The 22,026-nt window shown below is 67.0% G+C and carries 19 protein-coding genes and 1 riboswitch; of the genes, 8 read left to right on the forward strand and 11 right to left on the reverse strand.

Annotation, left to right across the window (positions count from 1 at the left end; all coding sequences use genetic code 11):
* The first annotated feature begins 98 nt into the window (after positions 1-98).
* Complete coding sequence (locus tag AC3ITW_RS03160; RefSeq protein ID WP_065722778.1) at positions 99-1,055, forward strand: Nudix family hydrolase; 957 nt, start codon at positions 99-101, stop codon at positions 1,053-1,055.
* Between the two features lie 105 nt (positions 1,056-1,160).
* Here the strand turns inward: AC3ITW_RS03160 and AC3ITW_RS03165 are convergent, their stop codons facing one another.
* Both AC3ITW_RS03165 and metF read right to left on the reverse strand, forming a co-directional pair.
* On the reverse strand, positions 1,161-1,745 hold the full coding sequence (locus AC3ITW_RS03165; protein ID WP_100434046.1) for a DUF4124 domain-containing protein: 585 nt from the start codon (positions 1,743-1,745) through the stop codon (positions 1,161-1,163).
* Between the two features lie 40 nt (positions 1,746-1,785).
* Complete coding sequence (gene metF, locus AC3ITW_RS03170) at positions 1,786-2,613, reverse strand: methylenetetrahydrofolate reductase [NAD(P)H] (protein WP_004143823.1); 828 nt, start codon at positions 2,611-2,613, stop codon at positions 1,786-1,788.
* A 193-nt stretch (positions 2,614-2,806) separates the two neighbouring features.
* On the opposite strand from metF, the gene AC3ITW_RS03175 reads away from it, so the two are divergent.
* Genes AC3ITW_RS03175 through AC3ITW_RS03185 form a run of 3 tightly spaced genes read left to right on the forward strand, consistent with a single transcriptional unit; the run spans position 2,807 to position 5,547 of the window.
* Positions 2,807-3,733 carry an alpha/beta fold hydrolase gene (locus AC3ITW_RS03175; protein ID WP_153674997.1) on the forward strand — a complete coding sequence of 309 codons (927 nt, stop codon included), beginning with the start codon at positions 2,807-2,809 and terminating at the stop codon, positions 3,731-3,733.
* A gap of 36 nt (positions 3,734-3,769) precedes the next feature.
* Complete coding sequence (locus AC3ITW_RS03180; RefSeq protein ID WP_489390055.1) at positions 3,770-4,819, forward strand: sensor histidine kinase; 1,050 nt, start codon at positions 3,770-3,772, stop codon at positions 4,817-4,819.
* The gene (locus AC3ITW_RS03185; protein ID WP_489390056.1) at positions 4,816-5,547 is read left to right on the forward strand and encodes a LytR/AlgR family response regulator transcription factor; all 732 of its coding nucleotides are present in this window, start codon (positions 4,816-4,818) and stop codon (positions 5,545-5,547) included. The genes AC3ITW_RS03180 and AC3ITW_RS03185 overlap by 4 nt, the downstream gene beginning before the upstream one ends.
* A 6-nt stretch (positions 5,548-5,553) precedes the next feature.
* On the opposite strand, the gene AC3ITW_RS03190 is transcribed toward AC3ITW_RS03185, so the two are convergent.
* Genes AC3ITW_RS03190 through AC3ITW_RS03205 form a run of 4 tightly spaced genes read right to left on the reverse strand, consistent with a single transcriptional unit; the run spans position 5,554 to position 10,143 of the window.
* On the reverse strand, positions 5,554-7,044 hold the full coding sequence (locus AC3ITW_RS03190; protein WP_489390057.1) for an amidohydrolase family protein: 1,491 nt from the start codon (positions 7,042-7,044) through the stop codon (positions 5,554-5,556).
* Positions 7,032-8,285: a sensor histidine kinase gene (locus AC3ITW_RS03195; protein WP_489390058.1), complete on the reverse strand. Its 1,254-nt coding sequence runs from the start codon at positions 8,283-8,285 to the stop codon at positions 7,032-7,034. Before AC3ITW_RS03195 ends, AC3ITW_RS03190 begins: the two co-directional genes overlap by 13 nt.
* Positions 8,286-8,320: 35 nt before the next feature.
* The gene (locus AC3ITW_RS03200; protein WP_012510061.1) at positions 8,321-9,010 is read right to left on the reverse strand and encodes a response regulator transcription factor; all 690 of its coding nucleotides are present in this window, start codon (positions 9,008-9,010) and stop codon (positions 8,321-8,323) included.
* 2 nt (positions 9,011-9,012) lie between these two features.
* Positions 9,013-10,143, reverse strand: a complete 1,131-nt coding sequence (locus tag AC3ITW_RS03205; protein WP_012510062.1) for a type 1 glutamine amidotransferase domain-containing protein — start codon at positions 10,141-10,143, stop codon at positions 9,013-9,015.
* A gap of 105 nt (positions 10,144-10,248) precedes the next feature.
* Here AC3ITW_RS03205 and AC3ITW_RS03210 point away from each other — a divergent pair, with 105 nt between their 5' ends.
* Both AC3ITW_RS03210 and AC3ITW_RS03215 read left to right on the forward strand, forming a co-directional pair.
* Entirely contained in the window at positions 10,249-10,806 is a 558-nt protein-coding gene (locus AC3ITW_RS03210) for a DUF3228 family protein (protein WP_012510063.1), read from the forward strand.
* A 127-nt stretch (positions 10,807-10,933) separates the two neighbouring features.
* Complete coding sequence (locus AC3ITW_RS03215; protein WP_489390059.1) at positions 10,934-11,650, forward strand: energy transducer TonB; 717 nt, start codon at positions 10,934-10,936, stop codon at positions 11,648-11,650.
* On the opposite strand, the gene AC3ITW_RS03220 is transcribed toward AC3ITW_RS03215, so the two are convergent.
* From AC3ITW_RS03220 to ahcY, 3 genes are all read right to left on the reverse strand, one after another.
* Positions 11,620-12,105, reverse strand: a complete 486-nt coding sequence (locus AC3ITW_RS03220) for a hypothetical protein (RefSeq protein ID WP_004144020.1) — start codon at positions 12,103-12,105, stop codon at positions 11,620-11,622. The genes AC3ITW_RS03215 and AC3ITW_RS03220 overlap by 31 nt on opposite strands.
* Positions 12,105-12,578 (reverse strand): Cys-tRNA(Pro) deacylase, encoded by a 474-nt coding sequence (gene ybaK, locus AC3ITW_RS03225; RefSeq protein WP_004144021.1) that lies wholly within the window; start codon positions 12,576-12,578, stop codon positions 12,105-12,107. The genes AC3ITW_RS03220 and ybaK overlap by 1 nt, the downstream gene beginning before the upstream one ends.
* A gap of 237 nt (positions 12,579-12,815) precedes the next feature.
* Positions 12,816-14,261, reverse strand: coding sequence for an adenosylhomocysteinase (gene ahcY, locus AC3ITW_RS03230; protein WP_032968675.1), 1,446 nt, complete (start codon positions 14,259-14,261; stop codon positions 12,816-12,818).
* Positions 14,262-14,297: 36 nt separating this feature from the next.
* Positions 14,298-14,380, reverse strand: a riboswitch (S-adenosyl-L-homocysteine riboswitch).
* 120 nt (positions 14,381-14,500) lie between these two features.
* On the opposite strand from ahcY, the gene AC3ITW_RS03235 reads away from it, so the two are divergent.
* On the forward strand, positions 14,501-17,023 hold the full coding sequence (locus AC3ITW_RS03235; protein ID WP_004144050.1) for a S9 family peptidase: 2,523 nt from the start codon (positions 14,501-14,503) through the stop codon (positions 17,021-17,023).
* Between the two features lie 172 nt (positions 17,024-17,195).
* A complete protein-coding gene (gene ppc / locus AC3ITW_RS03240; protein ID WP_180889801.1) occupies positions 17,196-19,907 on the forward strand; it encodes a phosphoenolpyruvate carboxylase in 2,712 nt (903 codons plus the stop codon).
* A gap of 116 nt (positions 19,908-20,023) precedes the next feature.
* Here ppc and AC3ITW_RS03245 read toward each other — a convergent pair whose 3' ends face one another.
* Complete coding sequence (locus AC3ITW_RS03245) at positions 20,024-20,530, reverse strand: acyl-CoA thioesterase (RefSeq protein WP_100434053.1); 507 nt, start codon at positions 20,528-20,530, stop codon at positions 20,024-20,026.
* 187 nt (positions 20,531-20,717) lie between these two features.
* Positions 20,718-21,929 carry a methionine adenosyltransferase gene (gene metK / locus AC3ITW_RS03250; protein WP_012510070.1) on the reverse strand — a complete coding sequence of 404 codons (1,212 nt, stop codon included), beginning with the start codon at positions 21,927-21,929 and terminating at the stop codon, positions 20,718-20,720.
* Positions 21,930-22,026: the final 97 nt, after the last annotated feature.

A 22,026-nucleotide genomic window follows, 5' to 3' on the forward strand; every position in this document is an offset into this window, starting at 1 on the left:
CGAAAGCGGGGCTTTTCTTTCATGGCGGCTGTTTTGCGCGGCTGATCCGGCCGGATCCGAGATTGCGCGGCCCGCCCTGTTCTGGGCATGCTTCCCCCATGCCTTCCCCCACCCGATCGATCCACGTCGTGGCCGCCGTCATCACCGACGCCCGTGGCCGCGTGCTGCTCAACCGCCGTACCGAGAACCGCGACATGGCCGGCCTGTGGGAATTCCCCGGCGGCAAGCGCGAATCCGGCGAAACCTCCGAACAGGCGCTGGTGCGCGAGCTGCGCGAGGAACTGGGTATCGAGGCGGATGTCGGCGAGTGGCTGATGGACGTGCCACAGCGCTACCCGGACAAGCACCTGACCCTGGAAGTGCGCCATGTGCGCAGCTGGAAGGGTACCCCGCGCGGGCGCGAGGGCCAGGCCATCACCTGGGTGGCGCCGGACAAGCTGGGCCGCTACTCGATGCCGCCGGCCGACCTGCCGGTGGTGGCCGCCCTGCGCCAGCCCGACAGTTACCTGATCACACCAGCGCCGGCCGACGATGACAGCGGCGTGCAGCACTGGCATGAGCAGCTGCAGCGCGCGGTAGGCGCGGGCCAGCAGCGCATCCAGCTGCGCCTGCCACCGGCGCATCCACAGCGGCAGGCGATGCTGGAACAGGCCCTGCGCACGCATCGGCGCAGCGGCGTGCAGTGGCTGCTCAACCGCGATATCGAACTGGCGCGCGCACTGGGCGTGGGCGTGCACCTGGGCAGCGAGCAGCTGCTGGAACTGGAGAAGCGCCCGCTGCCAGAGGGACAGCTGGTTGCCGCGTCCTGCCATGACCTGCGGCAGCTGCAGGCTGCGCAGCGTCTGGGCTGTGACTTCGCCGTGCTGGGTCCAGTGCAGGCCACGGCCAGCCATCCCGATGCCGCGCCGATGGGCTGGGATGCCTTCGCCGCATTGCGCGCGCAGGTATCGCTGCCGATCTATGCACTGGGTGGCATGGGCAGCGGCCACATCGCCGAGGCGCGCCGCCATGGCGGGCAGGGCATCGCCGCCATCCGTGCGTTGTGGCCGGCGTAACGCCGCGCACGCGGGGTCAGATCCCTGCGCAGCAGGGCTCTGACCCCATGGCCGGGATCGGGGGTCAGAGCCCTTTCCGCAGGAAAGGGATCCGACCCCTAGCGATCACAGCGTGATCCAGAAGCACCCGTACTGTCGCCGCAACCCCAGCACCGTCGAAGCGCGCGACGCGCTGCCGGGCAGCGTCTGCTCCAGGCGCAGACCGATCGGATGCCGCGCCACAGTGTCCACAGGGCCGGATCCCTGCGCAGCAGGGCTCTGACCCACTTCCTGCGAGTCGTCCTGCGCCTGCCGCGGATACACCGGCACCACGTCCACCAACGGCCGCCGCGCCAACGATTCCAACTGGCCGAGAATGCGCTGTGCGCCCGCGTCGGAGACTGCGCTCCACAGGTACAGCGAAGACAGCCGGTTCACATCATTGCTGACGATGCCGGTGCGCAGCGCTTCCACCAGCTCACTCAACCTTCGCGGACAGCGCGCGCCGAGGGTGTCGCGCGGCATCGTGTTGCCGGTGGGCGCAGGCGGTGGCAACCGCGACCGCGCGCCCAGGCTGTCGCAGGGCCGGTCGGTGTAGACACTCTGGCCCTGCGCATCGGTGCAGCGGTTCAGGCGCGTGGACTGCGCATGGGCGACGCTCGATGCCGCGCACATCGACAACAGCAGCAACAGGAAGAAGAGCCGGTTCATCGACGCAGGGTAGCGCCGATCATGCGCGCGTGGCGTGCTTTCAGCCCTGCAGCAGCTTCAGCACCGAGGTGGTCGGCTTGGCCAGATTCAGGGTGTAGAAGTGCAGGCCGGGTGCACCGCCTTCGATCAGGCGTTGGCACAGCCGAGCCACCACTTCGGTGCCGAATGCACGCACCGATTCGGCGTCATCGCCATAGGCCTGCATCTTGCGGCTGATCCAGCGCGGAATCTCCGCACCGCACTGTTCGGAGAAACGGCGCAGCTGGCTGAAGTTGGCGATCGGCATGATGCCGGGCGTGATCGGTACCTGCACGCCCAGCCGCCGCACTTCATCGACGAAATGGAAGTAGGCGTCAGGGTTGAAGAAGTACTGGGTGATCGCCGCATCAGCACCAGCGTCGATCTTGGCCTTGAAGTGCTTCAGGTCGGCCAGCGCGTCGGAAGCCTGCGGGTGCGTTTCCGGATAGGCGCCCACTTCGATGTGGAACGCATCGCCGTGCTCGGCACGGATGAAGTCGATCAGTTCGGCGGCATAGCGCATGTCGCCGGGGAAACCCATGCCCGAGGGCAGGTCGCCGCGCAGCGCGACCAGACGCCGGCAACCGATCGCGCGGTACAGCTTGAGCAGCTCGCGGATTTCCTGACGGGTGCCGCCGACGCAGGACAGATGTGGTGCGGCATCGAAGCCATGGTGCTGGTTGAGGTGGCGCACGGTCTCCGAGGTATAGCTCAGGGTCGAGCCACCGGCACCGAAGGTGCACGACACGTACTCGGGACCGTAGTCCTTCAGCTTGGCGGCGGCGCGGTCCAGCTGGCTGCGCTGTTCGTCGGTCTTGGGCGGATAGAACTCGAAGCTGATGGCGGTCATGGCACGGGCGGCAGCGGCGGGTGCGGATCAGTATATCGCTTCATCAAGATGGATGTGTGATGGCAGGCCGTCCGTCACTGGCGACCGTTCGCCCCGGCGCCCGGCCGTTGCTCCGGAATCGCAACCGGGCTGCTGCCGCTGGGGCCACGCTGACCCCAGACCCGGCAATACCCACCCGATGAAGGAGCAGACGATGAAGATCTTCCTGGCACTCTGGTACGCGATGAAGGCACTGGCCCGGCTGGCGATGATCGGCATGGCGATGGCCGTGCTGGGTTCCGGTCCCGCCCATGCGGCCACTGCCATCACAGCCGGCAAGGTGCAGGTCGAAGTGGTTGGCAACGGCCGCCCCCTGCTGATGATCCCCGGCCTGAACAGCAGCGCTGAGGTCTGGCGCGAGACCTGCCTGGCGCTGAAGGATGTGCAGTGCCACCTGGTGCAGCTGCCCGGCTTTGCCGGCGCCGCACCGGCCGATCCGCGCCCGGCCGAATTCCTGCCGGCGTTGCGTGGGCAGCTGCTGGCCTACCTGCATGACCAGCACCTGGGCCCGGTGGTGGTGATCGGCCACAGCCTCGGTGGCCTGCTGGGCCTGCAGATGGCGCAGGCCCAGCCGACGGTAGTCAGCGCACTGGTGGTGGTCGATGCGTTGCCGTTCCTGCCGGCCGCGCGTGACCCGAACGCCACCGCTGACAGCGTGCGGCCGATGGCCGACCAGCTGCGCAAGGGCATGCTGGCTGCTGACGCCGCGCAATGGCAGGCGCAGTTGAAGGCAGGTCTGCCGGGGATGACCCGCGACCCGCAGCGCCAGGCGGAGCTGGGCCGCTGGGGCGAAGGCAGCGACCGCCAGACCACGGCTGATGCCATGCATGCGGTGATGACCACCGACCTGCGCGACAGCATCGCCTCGATCAGCGCACCAACCCTGGTGCTGGGCAGCTGGGCCGGTTACCAGCCGATGGGCGCTACCGAGGACAGCACCCGGGCGGTGTTCCAGACCCAGTACGCGAAGCTGCACGGCGTGCAGATCGCGATGAGTGCGCAGGGCTTCCACTTCCTGATGTGGGATGATCCGCGCTGGTTGCAGGAGCAGGTGCAGCGTTTCCTCGCCGCACATCCCTGACCGTTGTCCGCCCTCCTGCCACCGCCGAGAGCCCGCATGGACGCCACCACCTCATCCCGTCGTTTCTGGACACTCAACGCATTGGCGTGGGCCGGCTACGCGATGTACAGCCTGTGGGTCGGGATGCGGATCGGGGGCGGCGTACTGTTCAGCGGCGTGGCCTTGATCAGCGTCAGCATCGCGGTCTCGCTCTGGCTGTGCAGCGGTGCATTGCGTTCGGTCGCGCTGCGCCAGCGCTGGTGGGACGGCGGGCTGGGCCTGCTGGTGTTGAAGCTGGCTGCCGGCGTGATGATCGGCGCCAGCGTTGCACAGGCGGTGACGGCTGCACTGTTGCTGCCATCGCTGGCACTGGACTGGGTGCGGTTGCCCGGAGGGCACGCCGACTACCAATGGTCCTCGCTGCTGGTGTACTGGATGAACACCGCGCTCTTCCTGCTGATGTGGACCGGCCTGTGGGCCGGCCTGCATGGACTGCGCCGTGCACGCCACAGTGAGCTGGCCCGCCTGCGCGCCGAAGCCGAGCGCAGTGCGCTGGAACGCGATGCCCTGCGCGCACGGCTCAATCCGCACTTCATGTTCAACGCGTTGAACAACCTGCGTGCCTTGATCCTGGAAGATCCCGAGCGCGCACGCGACATGGTCACCCGCTTGTCGCGCACGCTGCGCCAGGCGCTGGCGCACAACCGCAGCGAGCAGGTGACTCTGGCCGAGGAACTGGCAGTGGTCGATGACTATCTCGCCATCGAGGCGATCCACTTCGAACAGCGCCTGCAGGTGCAGCAGCACATCGATGCCGATGCCACCCAGGCGCAGTTGCCGGCAATGGCGTTGCAGCTGCTGGTGGAGAACGCGATCAAGCACGGCATCGCCAGTCGTCCGGGCGGCGGTGACGTGCAGATCCGTGCCACGCTGGACAATGATGTGCTGCGCCTGCAGGTGGACAACCCACTGGGCAGCGTCAGCGAGCCCACGCATGGCCACGGCGTCGGCCTGGCCTATCTGCGTACCCAGCTCGGCACGCGCGGTCGTTTCATCCTGCAGCCGGTCGGTGACCGCATGCAGGCCCTGCTGGAGATTCCGCAATGAGTGGTGCGCTGCGCGTACTGATTGTCGATGACGCGCGGCTGGCGCGGCAGGAGCTGCGCACGCTGCTGTCGGCGCTGCCGTGGGTGCAGTGCGTAGGCGAAGCCGACGATGTGCCTGCCGCACGCGAGGCGATCGCCACGCTGGCACCGGATCTGGTGCTGCTGGACGTGCAGATGCCCTCGGGCAGCGGCTTCGATGTGCTGGATGGTCTGGAGACGGTACCCGCCGTGGTGTTCGTCACCGCCTATGACACCTACGCAGTGCGCGCGTTCCAGGCCAATGCGCTGGATTACCTGGTGAAGCCGGTGGAAGCGCCGCGGCTGCTGGAGGCGCTGCAGCGGGCGCGTAAGCGAGAGGTCGTGGCGGCAGAAGTGCCGGAATCGCGCGGCACGCTGGGCGCGCAGGACCAGGTGTTCGTGCGCGAGGGTGAGCGCTGCTGGTTCGTGGCGGTCTCCGAGATCCGCCGGCTGGTGGTGGATGGCAACTACACGCGGTTGTGGTTCCGCGACCAGAACGCGCTGCTGACCCGCAGCCTGAGTGCGCTGGAAGCACGCCTGCCCACGGAGCTGTTCTTCCGTGCCAACCGCAACACGCTGGTCAACCTGCGGCGCATCCGTGGTGTGACGCCCAGCATCGGCGACGGCTACGACCTGGCACTGGATGACGGCAGCGAGGTGGAGGTGTCGCGGCGGCAGGCGCGTGAATTGCGCGAGCGGATGGCGTTGTAGCTGCCGCTACAGCTCGGCGCTGACCGGGCTGGTGATGAAGCCCCATAGCAGGCGCGCCATCACCGCCGGTGAACGGGCCTGCGCGCGGGCGTAGGCGAGCAGTGCATCCAGCCGCGGGCGGTTGTAGAGGTGCCCGGCCAGAAGCACCGCGTGCACGCGACGGGTATTGGCGGTGTCCTGCAGCGGGTTGCCATCGAGCAATACCAGGTCGGCGGCTTTGCCGACCTCGACACTGCCATGCGATGCCTGCAACTCCAGATGACGCGCCGCGTGCAGCGTTGCCGCGCGCAGCACGTCGGCCTGGCTCAGGCCTGCCTGCCGCAGCCACTGCAGTTCATCGTGATAGCGGAAGCCGCCCAGCCCGGTATCGGTGCCGACCAGCACGCTGACGCCGGCACGGTGCGCGGCACCGGTGAGGGCCAGTCCATGCTCGAAGTACGCCTTCAACGCGTCTTCGCCGCGCAGGCCAGGATAGCGTTCGGTGGTGGCCGTCAGATCATCGCGCCATGCCCAGCGCGAAAGTGGATCGAGATAGGCCAGGCGTGGATCGTCGACGAACTCTGGATCGCGCGCGCGTGCATCCTCTTCGCGGGTGACATGGGTCGGCACGAACGCGGCGCCGCTGGCCTGCATCAAGCCGAACGCCTCATTGCACACGGAAGGCTGGTAGCCGCCGACCATGCGTTCGGCCAGTGCGGTCGGGTCTTCGCCATCCAGCGTGCCGCCGCGCCACGCGGCGGCGTTGTCGAAGCAATGACGCACGAACAGGTGCGCATGCTCGAAACTGCGCTGGCCCGCCTGAAGCGCGTCCTCCAGCGGAACTGCCCTGGGCAGGTGGCCGACCAGCGGGCGATTCAGGTGCCGCGCTTCGCTGGCCAGCCGCTGGTAGGTATCCGCACGCAACCGGTTGTAGACCTTCAACGCGTCGACACCGCGCGCGCTGTACGTGCGCGCACGCTGTGCCGCGGTGTCCGGCGCCAACGCTGGATCTTCGAAATAGAAGCTGGCGATCTGCACGAAGCGGGGTGCGACCTGCTGGCCGGCAACGGCCTGTGAGGTCCAGCGGCGCTTGTCGGCCACGCAGGCGATCAGCGGATCGGTGGCCTGCGGGCAGTCCATCATGTCGCGGGTGCCGGTGATGCCGTTGGCCAGCATCAGCGGGAACTGCAGTTGCGGCGACAGCTGCAGGGCGTGGGTATGCATGTCCCAGAAGCCGGGCAGCAGCCAGCGGCCGCCGGCATCGAGCACTGGCAATGTGGTGTCCCGTGGCGTTTCGCCAATGGCGGTGATCGTGCCGCTGCGCACTGTCACTGTCGTGGGTTCGCTGACCTGGCCGCGCGCGACGTCCACCACCCGCGCGTTGACGATCACGCGGCTGTTGCCCGGCTCGGGCAACGGCGGTGCACGCAGCGGCCAGAGCAGGGCGGCGGTGAACAGCAATGGCGGCGCCAGCAGGACGACAGCCAGCACCTTCAGTAAGCGTTTCATGGGCCGCATTGCTGACCTCGAAGCTGCGCATGAACACCACCGTCATTGGCCTGTATGTCCAGATGCAGGCCGTGGTGGTCGCAAAGCCGGCGCATGATCTCCAGCCCCAATCCGCTGCCGCTGCTGTCTGCGCGCTTCTGGAAGGGGCGGGGCGTGGGCCAGCTGCCCAGCGACGGTGTGGAGGAAGCGGTGTTGTAGACCTGCAGAACGCCTGTTTCGAACGTGATCGATACCGTGCCCTGCGGCGTGTGCGCGAAGGCGTTGCCGATCAGATTGGCCAGCACCACCTGCAGCGCAGCCTCTGGCGCGCGCAGTGCTGCGCCGTGGGGCACAGAGAGTTGCACGTCCACCGGCCGCGAGGCCAACAGCGGTGACTGCTCGACGATCACTCTCTCAAGTAGCGGAACGAGTCTGACCGGCCCGCAACATGCGTCTGCAGGTTCTTCGCGAGCCAGCGCCAGCAATGCGGTCATGGCTTGCTGCAGCTGCAGCGCCGACAGGCGGATGTGCTGCAGATGCTGTTGCCCGCGTGCGGACAGTCCAGCCTCACCGAGCAACTGGCCGGCCGCGCTGGAGATGACGCTCAACGGCGTACGCAGCTCGTGGCTGGCATCACGGGTGAAGGCATGCTCCCGTTCGATGAACGCGGCAACCCGCTCCGACAAGCCATCCAGCGCGCGCGCAAGTACCCCGATTTCGTCATCGCCGAAACGGTCTGCCAGGTGAGTGCGCTGTCCAGACGGTGGTTGCAGCGCTTCAACCTCATGGACCAGCGCATACAGGGGGCGTGTGGCGCGGCGCGCCAGCCAAAGCCCGAGCAGGATCGCGACCAGGATCATGCCCAGCGCCGTACCGCCCAGCAGCAGCACTACTCTATCGCGGACCGGACGGACCACCAGCTGTTCGCTGACTTCATACACCAGCCACGCGGGAGGCATGGACGGGGAGGCCTGCAATCGCTTGACGTGGTAGTGGCGGCCCTGCTCGCCGCCGAACTCCGAGCGCCAGGGCTCCTCCGCGAACACGGTCCGCAGGTCGGCGGGAAATGTGGCAGGTGAGTCATGCAGCTGGACCGCTGCATCGGCGGGCAGGCCCCAGTGCCCCGTGCGGGCATGGTAGGCACGCTGCGCCTGCGCTTCACGGTCCAGCTGGGCGTTGAAGATGCTGTCCTCCACCGCATACATGAAGACCAGCGAATACACTCCGAAGACCGAGGCAATCAGCAGCGCGAAGACGGTGAACGCCACCACCAGGCGCCGGCGCAGGCGATGGACCGGGCGTGGCCTCATGGTGATGCTTCCAGACGGAAACCGACACCATGTACGGTACGCAGCATCTCGCTGTCGAAGGGTCGATCCAGTACCTGCCGCAACAGGTACAGATGCGAGCGTAGCGGGTCCGACGGTGGCGCTTCATCGCCCCACAAGCGCTGTACCAGTTCACTGCGGGTCACGGTGCACGGCCACGCTTCGGCCAGTTCGAGCAGGATGCGCTGAGCCAGCTGTGGCATCTCCAGCGCAACGCCATCACGCCACGCCTGGCCAGTGCGGCGATCGATGCACAGTGGGCCGATCTGCAACCGATGGGGCTGGTTGAGGCGATGGCGGCGCGCCAGCGCGAGACAGCGCGCCAGCAGCTCGGCATCGTCGAACGGCTTGATGAGGTAGTCATCTGCGCCGGCGGCGAAGCCCTGCAGTTTGTCGACCAGCGCGTCGCGTGCGGTCAGCATCAGCACAGGCACGTGGCGGTCGCAGCCATCGCGCAGGCGACGGCACACAGTGGTCCCATCGATTCCCGGAAGGCCCAGGTCGAGCAGCACGACGTCCGGCGGATTGGCCAGGGCCATCCGCAGGCCGAGCTCGCCGTCGGCGGCGAAATCCACCTGGTGGCCCTGCGCCTGCAGCATGTCGACGATGGCCGAGGCCAAGGGCAGGTTGTCTTCGATCAACAGCAGGCGCAGGCGTTCGGCGTTCATGGTCAAGGCTGCATGCGGGCCAGAAGTGCCTTAGCTTCTTCCAGTGCAGGTTGTTTTTCCAGCACGGCCTGCAGTTGCGTGCGGGCGTGCGTGGCATCGCCCAGACGCCAGTGCGCTTCGGCCATCGCCACGTCGAGGCGCGGTTCGTCCATGTGTGGACGGGCCAACTGCATGATCGCCAACGCATCGGCGATCGCTGCCGGCGTCTGTGCAGCCTGCAGCTGGTAGAAGCCAAGGATGCCGATCAGTTCGACGTGGTAATCCACGGGGTGCCGAGCCAGCTGCTGGACGGCCTGCTCGTCGCGCAGCTTCAGGTGCCGCTCCACCAGCGCCATGCTGCGCTCGTCGCGCCAGGGTTCACGGGCCACCGGTACCTGTCCGCTGGCACGCACGAAGGCCTCGGCCAGCACGGGAGTGGAATAAGGATTCTGTCCGGTTACGAGGCGTCCATCCACCACCACCTTTGGCATCATCAGTGGCGCTTCCTGCCAACGGGCCCCGAGTTCACGCATGCGTGGCTCCAGCTGGAAGGCAAATTCCTTCGCCCAGCGCTTGCCGAACAGTGCCTCCTCCTCCTCGCTGAAACCGGTCATGGAGCGGCCTTCCACCAGTGCGCGACCATTGCCAAGGCGGATGCCTGCCAGCGCCGCCGGACCATGACAGACCGCTGCGACTACGCCGCCTTGTTCCCATATGGTGGCAATCGTGCGCTGCAGCGCGCTGTCAGCCGGCAGATCGAACATGGCGCCCTTGCCGCCGATCACCAGCACGCCGCGATAGTCGCCTGCCCGCAGTTGCGCCGTTGGCAGCGTAGCGGCCAGTGCGCGGACGGCCAGGGGATCAGCCAGAACCGCAGCGTTGAAGGGTTCCGCGGCGTTGTACTTGTCGGCTTCCACGGCGCCGCCGCGTGGGCTGGCCACATCGATTTCGAAGCCGTTGCGCCGAAGTATCAGCCAGGCCTGGGCGAACTCGTCCATCTCGAAGCCTGGTCGGATACGGCCCTGATCGCGACCTTCGCTGCTGACGACCAGCAGCACGCGCGGTGGCTGTGTGGGATCGGCGGTTGAGGCGACCACGGGTCCGTGGAGGATGGCCATCACGCAGGCCAGCAGCAGGGGAGGGAAGCGGTTCATGCTCGGGTTTCCTGGGAATGTGCAGGCACTGTGCCGTGCAGATGTGAAGCAGACTTCAAGTCGCTTGGCCGGTACCCTGAACACTTGTTCCTGCACTGTGCCGCCATGTCCATCGTCCTCACCGATTTCGCCCGCCCCCGCCTGTTTCCACGCGTTCCGCGCGGCAACACCATCCAGGATTGCAGCGCAGAGCAGTTCGAGGCACACCTCAACGCGCACGCCCCGCTGAAGGTGCTCGATGGCTATGCGCCGTTCTGCAAGCTGTTCGTCTACGAGAACTGGACCAGCACGCGCTGCCTGACGGTGCCGGTCAGCGATGCCAACCGCCACCAGCTGCGCAGCGGCTACGAGGCACGCAACCGCGAGGAGCTGCCGGTGCTGGTGCGCTGGTTCGAGGGCGTGGAGTCGCCGCGTGCGAGCTACCTGGTGGTGATCCTGTACAGCGCCGAGCAGCTGGCGAAGGAAGGTTCACCGATCGAGGCTGACTGGGGCATCGTCGGCTGCATCTATACCGCCGAACCGGAAGAGGTGCCGATGGCGCCGATCACGATGATGCGCAATGCGCTGGGTGTGGAAGAGGGCGGTTCCGGCGTGCCGCTGGATCGTGAGGCCTACCGGCGTTCCGTCGAGTTCTGGGAGAACAACGCCAACTGGCGTCCCTGACTCGGATCCCCGTATCGCGGGGGCGCTGACCGGGTCATTCGACCCCACGCGCACGCGCCATGCCCAGCTGATCTATGATCGGGCCAGACCAACGCACGGAGGGCGGAGCATGGCTAGCTGGGCAAGGATGATCCTGATGGTGCTGGCTGGCCTGCTGCCGGCCATCACAGCACCGGCGGCAGCGCCGGTTGCAGAGACGGCCTGTTCGCCTTTGGCGGCGGTTCCGGGGCTGCGCGACAGGGGCGTGACCGCGTTGTCGATGCGGCCCGAGGGCGGTCGTTGCGTGGTCGAGGTGACCGCAGCCGACGGCAAGGCGCTGCTTCGGCAGCAGCAGATGCTGAGTGTATTGGCGCAGCACGCCTGTGCAGCGCCTGCGGAGGTGACTGTGGACGGCGCGCAGATGTCCCTAACGTTGCGCCTGCCGAAGCATTGCGCGGCGCGCGGCGCTCGGGACCTGTTCGCGGGCGAGGGCATCCCGTGGATGCAGCCGCGCGGCGTATCGCCGCGCTACCCACCAGAGGCCATGCAACAGGGACTTTCCGGACGCAGCCAGCTGAAGGCGCTGATCGATGCACAAGGAGCCGTTGCCGCGGTGATCGTGGAGACCTCCAGCGGCTACGCGCTGCTGGATGAAGCGGCGGTGGAAGAACTGCGCGGCTGGCGTTTCGTCCGCGCCGACGCGAAGAGCACGGTGCCGGAGTTGACCATCGTGCGCGTGCCGATGCGCTACGAATTGGTAGTGATGGCAATCCACGCACGGCGTGAATCTGCGCGCTGCCGCAGTAGCGCCACCCCATGCGTGGCTGCATCCCGTCAGGCGGCCATCCACTCCCACCAAGGGTAGTGATACTCGCGGTCGATGGCCTGCCAGTGCCGGCCACACTGTGCGCAGGCAACCGCGTGGCACTCGCCCCAGCCACCTTCGGCTTCGCCCACCGAAAGCAGCCGCATCTGCCCCTGTTCAAGCAGGCGACGGGGATCGAAGAACGGGTAGCCGGGATTGAGCGCACACAGGCAACCCTCGCGCGCACGCCAGTAGCGCAACCGTTTCAGTGCGGCTTTCAGGTGCGCCTGATTGCTGATCAGCATGCCACCGAGCGCGATGCCCTGGCAGCGCTGTTCGATCAGGTCCGCGTGCGTGGCCAGTGCTTCCAGCGAGGACGGGCTGAACAGCCGTGCGACCGTGCGAGCAGCATCGGTGATGCGCGCGCCGTCGCGCGACAACAGGTCCTGCAGTACTACATCGGCCTGTGCATCCTCAAGCCGGGGCAGTGGTGCGGCAGACCACGGCCAGCGCATCAGCGCGCCTTGCCGATGGCAGCGAAGTGGCCGGCGGTCAGGCGCAGCAGATCGGCCGGCGCCAGTTCCACTTCCAGGCCGCGGCGACCGGCGCTGACATGCAGGCTCGGCAGTACCTGCGCACTGGCATCCAGGAACGTGCGCAGGCGCTTCTTCTGCCCGAGCGGGCTGATGCCGCCGACCAGGTAGCCGGTCGCGCGCTGTGCGGCGTCGGCAGCGGCCATCTCGCATTTCTTGCAGCCGGCCGCTTCGGCCAGCGCCTTCAGGTCCAGCTGGCCGGCCACCGGCACGATCGCCACCAGCAGTTCGTGGGTTTCAGTGCTGGCCAGCAGGGTCTTGAACACCTGGGCCGGGTCGAGGCCGAGCTTCTCGACGGCTTCGCCCCCATACGATTCGGCGTGGGCGTCGTGCACGTAGCTGCGCACGGTGTGGGCGATCTTCTCGCGCTTGAGCAGGTTGATGGCCGGAGTCATGGGGGAATCGTAGCGTGGCGTGGAGGCGTTGCCTTGACCGAGGCTATTGCCGCCATCCGGTAGCGCCGGGCCATGCCCGGCGGCGTGGAGATCAAATCGCCGGCGCGCTCGCCGTGCATGGCCCGGCGCTACCGGCATATCCAACGCAGAACGGGCGCCCGAAGGCGCCCGTTCTTTCTGCTTCCGTTGCTGGGGCCAGAGCCCTTTCCTTTGGAAAGGGATCCGACCCCGGCGCGATCAGTAGCGGTAGTGGTCCGGCTTGAACGGGCCTTCCACCGGCACGCCGATGTAGTCGGCCTGTTCCTGGCTCAGGGTGGTCAGCTTCACGCCGATCTTTTCCAGGTGCAGGCGCGCCACTTCCTCGTCCAGCTTCTTCGGCAGCAGGTACACCTTGTTCTCGTAGCTGTCCTTGTTGGCCCACAGGTCGATCTGGGCCAGGGTCTGGTTGGCGAACGAGTTGGACATCACGAAGCTCGGGTGGCCGGTGGCGCAGCCCAGGTTGACCAGGCGGCCTTCGGCCAGCAGGAAGATCGCATTGCCGTTCGGGAAGATGTACTTGTCCACCTGCGGCTTGATGTTGACGTGCTGCACGCCCTTGAAGCCCACCAGCGCATCGACCTGGATCTCGTTGTCGAAGTGGCCGATGTTGCAGACGATGGCCTGGTCCTTCATCGCGCTCAGGTGCTCGATGCGGATGATGTCCTTGTTGCCGGTGGTGGTGACGTACAGGTCGGCACGGCCCAGGGTCGATTCGATGGTGTTGACTTCATAGCCTTCCATCGCCGCCTGCAGGGCGCAGATCGGGTCGATCTCGGTGACGATCACGCGCGCGCCGTAGGCACGCAGCGACGCGGCGCAGCCCTTGCCGACGTCACCGTAGCCGCAGACCACGGCCACCTTGCCGGCCAGCATCACGTCCATCGCGCGCTTCAGGCCGTCGGCCAGCGACTCGCGGCAGCCGTACAGGTTGTCGAACTTGCTCTTGGTGACCGAGTCGTTGACGTTGATCGCCGGGATCAGCAGGGTGCCGGCCTGGGCCAGCTGGTACAGGCGGTGCACGCCGGTGGTGGTCTCTTCGGAGACGCCCTTCCAGTCCTTGACCACGCGGCCCCAGTAACCCGGGCGCTCGGTGGCGACGCGCTTGAGCAGGTTCTTGATGACCTGCTCTTCGTGCGATGCAGCCGGCTCGTTGACCCAGGTGCTGCCGTTTTCCAGTTCGTAGCCCTTGTGGATCAGCAGTGTGACGTCACCGCCGTCATCGACCACCAGCTCCGGACCGGTCAGGGTGCCGTCGGCCAAGGTGAAGGTCAGCGCGTCCAGGGTGCAGTCCCAGTACTCTTCCAGCGACTCGCCCTTCCAGGCGAACACCGGGGTGCCGGTAGCAGCGATGGCGGCAGCAGCGTGGTCCTGGGTGGAGAAGATGTTGCACGAGGCCCAGCGCACGTCGGCGCCGATGTCCTTCAGGGTCTCGATCAGCACCGCGGTCTGGATGGTCATGTGCAGCGAACCGGTCACGCGCACGCCCTTCAGCGGCAGGCTGGCGGCGTGCTTGCGGCGGATCGACATCAGGCCCGGCATCTCGTGCTCGGCGATGTCCAGTTCCTTGCGGCCCCAGTCGGCCAGGGTGATGTCGCGGATCTTGTAATCGCCTTCGGTGGAGAAGGTCTTGGCAACAGCATTCATGCAATAGCTCCGGTTGTGGACGAGCGGATGCTCGCTTCTGGCCGGGCGCCGTTGTTGCAGTACCACCTGGCCGAGCCTGGCCGGCCTCAAGGGATCCGGTCGCAGCGCCCCTCGGCAGGGGAGGACGGCCATTATATCGCGCCTCCGGTGTGACACGCCGATGACCCAACCATCGGCAGGTGGGCCGGCAGGCATGGCCTGTTAAGGTCGTTGTTTTCACGCATCACACAGGTGGAACGATGAGCATGCACCCGCGCCGCAACCGGCGCTTGACCGGCCTGGTCCTGTCGATGGCACTGCTGGCGGTGGCTCCGCTGGCGCTGGCCGCTGCGCCGAAGGCCGCTCAGGGCCAGACGCAGGCCCAGGGCGCCACCGGCTACGAGCTGCCCTCGGCGGCGCTGCAGGCGGTGGTGGACGCGCCGCGCGCGCCCTCGCTGTACCTGTCGCCACGCCGCGATGTCGCCGCGATGATGCAGATGCCGTCGCTGCCGTCGATCCAGGTGGTGGCGCAGCCGGAACTGAAGCTGGCCGGCCTGCGCATCAACCCGCGCACCTTCTCCGACAGCCGCTTCAGCTTCGGCGAGAAGCTGTGGCTGATGAACGTGGCCGACGGCAAGGAACGGCAAATCAGCGGCCTGCCGGCCAAGCTGTCGATCGCCAGCGTGATGTGGTCGCCGGACCAGAAGTGGCTGGCCTTCAACCAGGTCGACGCCGCCAGCGGCGCCAATGAGCTGTGGCTGGTGGACGTGGCCGGCGGCAGCGCCCGTCGTCTGGTCGCCGGCCTGAACACGGTGATCGGCAGTGGCTACCAGTGGCTGCCGGACAGCCGCGGCCTGGTGGTGTTCACGCGTCCGGCCAACCTTGGTGCGGCCCCGGCCGCCGATGGCATCCCGACCGGTCCGGCCGTGCAGCAGACCAGCCAGGGTGGCGGCGTGGTGTCGATCCGCACCTACCAGGATCTGCTGAAGAACGAGGCCGACGCGCGCCAGTTCGATTACTACGCGACCACCCAGCCGATGGAAGTCAGCCTGGATGGCAGTACCCGCGCGATTGGCACGGCCGGCATCTTCATGGGCTTCGCGGTGTCGCCGGATGGCCGCTTCGTGCTGCGCCAGCCGGTGCAGCGCCCGTACTCGTACGTGGTGCCGGTAAGCAGCTTCCCGCGCCGCATTGAAGTGATCGACCGTGCCAGCGGCAAGCTGGTGCACACCGTGGCTGTGCGTCCGCTGGTGGAAGGCCTGCCGACCGGCAACGATGCCGAAGTGACCGGCGTACGCGATATCAGCTGGCGAGGTGATGCCGATGCCACCCTGGTCTGGGCCGAGGCGCAGGACGGTGGTGACCCGAACAGGGACGCCAAGGTGCGTGACGCGGTGCTGATGCAGGCCGCGCCGTTCGACACGCCGCCGGTCACGTTGGCCCAGCTCGGCAGCCGCCTGGCCGGCATCAGCTGGGGCCGTGGCGACCTGGCCCTGCTGACCGAATCGTGGTGGAAGACGCGCAAGACCAAGACCTGGCTGATCGCCCCGGACAATGCCAGCGCCGAGCCGCGCCTGTTGTGGGATCGTGACGCGCAGGACCGTTATTCCGATCCGGGCCGGCCGCTGTTGTCCAGCGACGACCGCGGCCGCTCGCTGCTGCAGACCAGCGCCGATGGCAGCAGCCTGTATCTGGCCGGTGCCGGTGCATCGCCGGAAGGCGATCGTCCGTTCGTGGACCGCTTCGATGTCGCTACGGGCAAGGCCACCCGCCTGTTCCACTCGCAGGCGCCGAGCTACGCGCTGCCGGTGGCGCTGCTGGACAACCAGGCCAGCTCGCTGCTGCTGAGCCGCGAGAGCCCGGACGAGCCGGCCAACTTCTACGTGCAGTCGCTGTCTGACGCTGGTGCTGCGCCGCGTGCGTTGACCCACTTTGCGCATCCTCTGCCGCAGCTGAAGGGCGTGCAGAAGGAGCAGATCCGCTACAAGCGCAAGGACGGTGTGGATCTGACCGCGACCCTGCTGCTGCCGCCGGGCTACGACCCCAAGCGCGACGGTCCGCGCCCGCTGCTGATGTGGGCCTACCCGGGTGAGTTCAAGAGCGCGGCCGCGGCCAGCCAGGTCACCGATTCGCCGTACCGCTTCAATGCGGTCAGCTACTGGGGCCCGCAGGCGTTCCTGGCCAAGGGTTATGTGGTGCTGGCCAGCCCGTCGATGCCGATCATCGGCGAGGGCGACAAGGAGCCGAACGACACCTACATCGAACAGTTGGTGGCCAACGCGCAGGCAGCGGTGGATGAAGTCGTGCGTCGTGGCGTGACCGATCGCGATCACATCGCCATCGGTGGCCATTCCTATGGTGCGTTCATGACTGCCAACCTGTTGGCGCACACGCGCCTGTTCAAGGCCGGCATCGCCCGCAGCGGCGCCTACAACCGCACGCTCACCCCGTTCGGCTTCCAGGCCGAAGAGCGCAACTACTGGCAGGCGCAGGACGTCTACCAGAAGATGGCGCCGTTCAATTACGCCGACAAGATCAAGGATCCGATCCTCTTCATCCACGGTGTGGACGACAACAACTCCGGTACGTTCCCGATCCAGAGCGAGCGCATGTTCGCTGCGGTGAAGGGCCTGGGTGGCACCGCGCGCCTGGTGATGCTGCCGAACGAATCGCATGCCTACCGCGCACGCGAGTCGATCATGACCATGCTGGCCGAGAGCGAGCGTTGGCTGGAGCAGACCATCGGCCCGGCCGATCAGGGCAAGGCGAAGAAGAAGCGCTGACGTGACCCGGTAGTGCCGGTCGCTGGCCGGCAACCTCATGGACTCACGCGGCCTGAGGTTGCCGGCCAGCGGCCGGCACTACCAGATGAAACCATTTTTGCATCGCAGCACGATGCCCGTTCTGGTTTAGGCTTGGGGTCTGGATCCGTTGACCGAGGCCTGTGCGTCGCCGATGAACGAGTACCGCAGCAGCATCGAATTCGCTTCTCCCGATCTTCCGCTTCGCGATGATGTGCGCCGCCTTGGCGCGCTGGTCGGCGACCTGCTGGTTGAACAGGTATCCGCCGCGTTCCTCGACGATGTCGAGGACGTGCGCACCCGCGCCATCGCCCGCCGCGAGAACCAGGCGCCGCTGTCCGAGCTGGCCGATGGCCTGGCCGGGCGCGCGCCGCAACAGGCCGAGACCATGGTGCGGGCCTTCAGCACCTACTTCCAGGTGGTCAACATCGCCGAGCGCGTGCATCGCATCCGCCGTCGCCGTGACTACCAGCGCGCCGGTACCGCAGGTGCGCAGCCCGATGGCCTGCAGGATGCCCTGCAGCATCTGAAGGCGCAGGGCGTGGGCCTGGACGAGCTGGCGCAGTGGTTGCCACGCATCGACATCGAACCGGTGTTCACCGCACACCCGACCGAAGCGGTACGCCGCGCGCTGCTTGAAAAAGAGCAGCTGATGGTGGCCAGCCTGGTCGACAACCTCGACGGCCAGCGCACGCCGGGCGAAGCCGCTGCCGATGCTGCGCGCTTCCGCATGGCGCTGACTGCCTCATGGCAGACCACCGATTCCTCGCCGGTGCGGCCCACCGTCGATGACGAACGCGAGCACGTCGGCTTCTATCTGGTGCAGGTGCTCTACCGGGTGATTCCGGTGCTGTACGAATCGCTGCAGCAGGCGTTGCGCGATACCTATGGCGAAGAACTGCCATTGCAGCGACTGCTGCGCTTCGGCACCTGGGTGGGCGGCGACATGGATGGCAATCCGAACGTGGATGCCACCACCATCCGCAACACGCTGGATGCGCAGCGGCAGGCGGTACTGGGGCGTTACCAGAAGGAACTGTTGCAGCTGGCCAGCCTGCTCAGCCAGTCCACCGAGCGGGTGGGCGTGAGCAATGCGCTGCAGGCGCGCGTAGCGCATTACCAGCAGTTGCTGCCGCAGGTGCAGTCGCGCCCGCGCCATGCCGACATGCCGTACCGGTTGCTCAACGACCGCATGCGCGCGCGCCTGCAGGCCACGCTGGATGATGGTGCAGGCGCTTACGCTGGTCCGGACGAACTGATCGACGACCTGCAGCTGATCCTCGACAGCCTGCGCGCCAATCGTGGCGAACATGCTGGCGGTTTCGCGGTGCAGCGCCTGCTGTGGCGGGTGAAAACGTTCGGCTTCCATCTTGCGCGGTTGGACGTGCGCCAGGAATCGAGCGTGCACGCGCGCGCGTTGGCCGCGGTGCTGGGTGGCGACGCTGCGTGGGAGGGCCTGGATGTGTTGGGTCGCGCGCGCCTGCTGGCGCCGCATGCCGGTGGCGAGGTGCCTTTGCCGAAGGGCGAGGACGAAGGCAACCAGCGTTTGGATGCGGTGTTCGCGGCGTTGGCCGATGCACGTGCGCGCCATGGTGGTGATGCACTGGGCAGCTACATCATCTCGATGGCACACGACCGCAGCGACGTGCTGGCGGTGCTTGCGCTGGCACGCCGTGGCGGCCTGGTGGAAGAGGGCGGTTCGGTGCCGCTGGATATTGCGCCACTGTTCGAGACCGTGGATGACCTCAAGCGCGGCACCGCGACCCTGCGTGACCTGCTGGCCGACCCGATCTATCGCGCGCACCTGCGTGCACGCGATGACGTGCAGATGGTGATGCTGGGCTATTCGGACAGCAGCAAGGACGGTGGCATCGCCGCTTCGCGCTGGGGCCTGCAGCGTGCGCAGGTGGAACTGCTGGAGGTCGCGGCCGAGGCCGGCATCCGCCTGACCTTCTTCCATGGCCGTGGCGGTTCGATCAGCCGCGGTGGCGGCAAGACCACGCATGCGGTCGATGCCTCGCCGCGCGGCAGCATCGATGGCCGCTTGCGGGTGACCGAGCAGGGCGAGGTGATCCACCGCAAGTACGGCATCCGTGCATTGGCCCTGCGCTCGCTGGAACAGGCCACCGGCGCAGTACTGCGCGCCAGCCTGCGCCCGCGTGCAGCGGAGCCGCGCGAGGATGACTGGCGACCGGTGATGGATGTGGTTGCTGGCTCCAGCAGCGAGGTGTACCGCGCCTTCGTCGGCCAGTCTGGTTTCATGGACTACTTCCGCACGGCGACACCGATCGATGTGATCGAGCGGATGACGCTGGGTTCGCGGCCGTCGCGCCGGCTCGGTCAGGACGCGGCGTTGGGCAATTTGCGCGCGATTCCGTGGGTGTTCGCCTGGAGCCAGGCGCGTGCCGTCATTCCCGGGTGGTACGGGGTGGGCAGCGGCCTGCAGGCGGCGGTGGATGCTGGCCACGAACAGACGCTGCGCGAGATGGCGCGTGACTGGCCGTTCTTCCGTACCTTCCTCGATGACATCGCGATGGTGCTGTCCAAGGGCGATATCACCATTGCCGAGCAGTTCTCGCTGTTGTCGGGCGACCTGCACGGGCGTTTCTTCCCGCAGGTGAAGCGCGAACTGGAACTGACCCGCCACTGGCTGCTGGCGCTGATGGGCCAGCAGACGTTGCTCGACCACGATGCGCGGCTGTCGCTTTCGATCCGCCTGCGCAATCCCTACGTTGATCCGATCAGCGTGCTGCAGGTGGACCTGCTGCAGCGCTGGCGGGCCAGCGGGCGCGAGGATGACGACCTGCTGCGCGCGCTGGTGGCCTGCGTGAACGGTGTTTCGCAGGGCGTGCAGAACACCGGCTGATCCGCATCCGCCGGGCATGGCCCGGCGAATTCGAAATGGTAGTGCCGGCCGCTGGCCGGCAACCTCATGATGTCTGGCAGCACGCGCGAGGTTGCCGGCCAGCGGCCGGCACTACCTCACTCTTCCGGCGACGGCGGGTTCGACGCCAGCAGTTCCAGATGGCGCTGCTCCATTTCCTGGCGCAGCTGGCGGCGGATCAATGCGGCTGCCTGGCGGCGCTTCTCGTCCGACGTGACCGGCTGCAATGACGGCACCGGTGTCGGCCGGCCTTCCTCATCCACCGCCACCATGGTGAAGAAACAGCTGTTGGCATGGCGCACGCTGCGCTTGAGGATGTCCTCGGCCACCACCTTGACGCCGATCTCCATCGACGAGGTGCCGGTGTGGTTCACCGAGGCCAGGAAGGTGACCAGCTCGCCCACCGCGATCGGCTGGCGGAACATCACCTGGTCCACCGACAGGGTGACCACGTAGCGGCCGGCGTAGCGGCTGGCGCAGGCGTAGGCGACCTGGTCGAGCAGGCGCAGGATGGCGCCGCCGTGGACCTTGCCGGAGAAATTGGCCATCTCCGGCGACATCAGCACGGTCATGGACAGCTGGTGGGTTTTGAGTTCGGTCGACATGCGCCGATTGTATCGGCAACCGGGTAGTGCCGGCCGCTGGCCGGCAACCACGCGATTGTTTCCGAAGGCCATGAAAAAGCCGGCCAGCGGCCGGCTCTACCAGAAAAGAGAAGGGCCGCTTGCGCGGCCCTTCTTCAGGGACAGCCGACTAACAGTCGGCTCTACCCGTCGGCTCTATCAGCCGACTTTACTTCAGCTTCGCATCGGCGCGCAGGGCGGCGGCGCGGTCGGTCTTCTCCCAGGAGAAGGCCGTGGCGTTGACGGTCTCGCCTTCGCCGTTGAGGTAGCTGAACTCCTTCGGCTTGCGGCCGAAGTGGCCGTAAGCCGCGGTCTGCTGGTACATCGGGTGCACCAGGTCCAGCATCTTGATGATGCCGTACGGGCGCAGGTCGAAGTGCTTGCGGATCAGCTTTTCGATCTTGTCGTCGCTGATCTTGCCGGTGCCGAAGGTGGTGACCGAGATCGAGGTCGGCTCAGCCACGCCGATGGCGTAGGAGACCTGCACTTCGCAACGGTCGGCCAGGCCGGCGGCAACCACGTTCTTGGCCACGTAGCGGGCCGCGTAGGCTGCCGAACGGTCGACCTTGGACGGGTCCTTGCCGGAGAACGCGCCACCACCGTGACGGGCCCAGCCGCCGTAGGTGTCGACGATGATCTTGCGGCCGGTCAGGCCGCAGTCGCCCACCGGGCCGCCGATCTCGAACTTGCCGGTCGGGTTGATGTGGAACTTGGTGCCCTTGTGCAGCCACTTGGCCGGCAGCACCGGCTTGATGATCTCTTCGCGGACAGCCTCGATGAGGTCCTTCTGCTTGATGCCCGGGGCGTGCTGGGTCGACAGGACCACCGCGTCGATGGCCGAGACCACGCCGTTTTCATAGCGCAGGGTGACCTGGCTCTTGGCGTCCGGGCGCAGCCACGACAGCGGCGAGTTCTTCTTCTTGCGGATCTTGGCCTGCTGCTCGACCAGACGGTGCGACAGGTGGATCGCGGCCGGCATGTAGCTGTCGGTCTCGTTGGTGGCATAGCCGAACATCAGGCCCTGGTCGCCAGCGCCCATTTCTTCGGGCTTCTTGCGGTCCACGCCCTGGGCGATGTGCGGCGACTGCTTGCCGATCAGGTTCAGCACGCCGCAGGTGGCGCCGTCGAAGCCGACGTCGGAGCTGTCATAGCCGATGTCCACGATGACCTTGCGGGTCAGCGCTTCCAGGTCGATCCAGGCGCTGGTGGTGATTTCACCGGCCACGATGGCAACGCCGGTCTTGACCATGGTCTCGCAGGCCACGCGGGCGCGCTGGTCCTGGGTCAGGATCGCGTCCAGCACCGCATCGGAGATCTGGTCGGCAACCTTGTCCGGATGGCCTTCAGAGACCGACTCGGAGGTGAAGAGGTAGCTGGACATCAGGCTTAATATCCTTTGATTCGGATGGAAAGATGGGCGCGAATGATACACGGGGTGCGCCGCCTGTGCATTGTGAACCTGTACCGGTTGCCGGTGG

The sequence above is a fragment of the Stenotrophomonas sp. KH_052 genome (assembly GCF_057838755.1).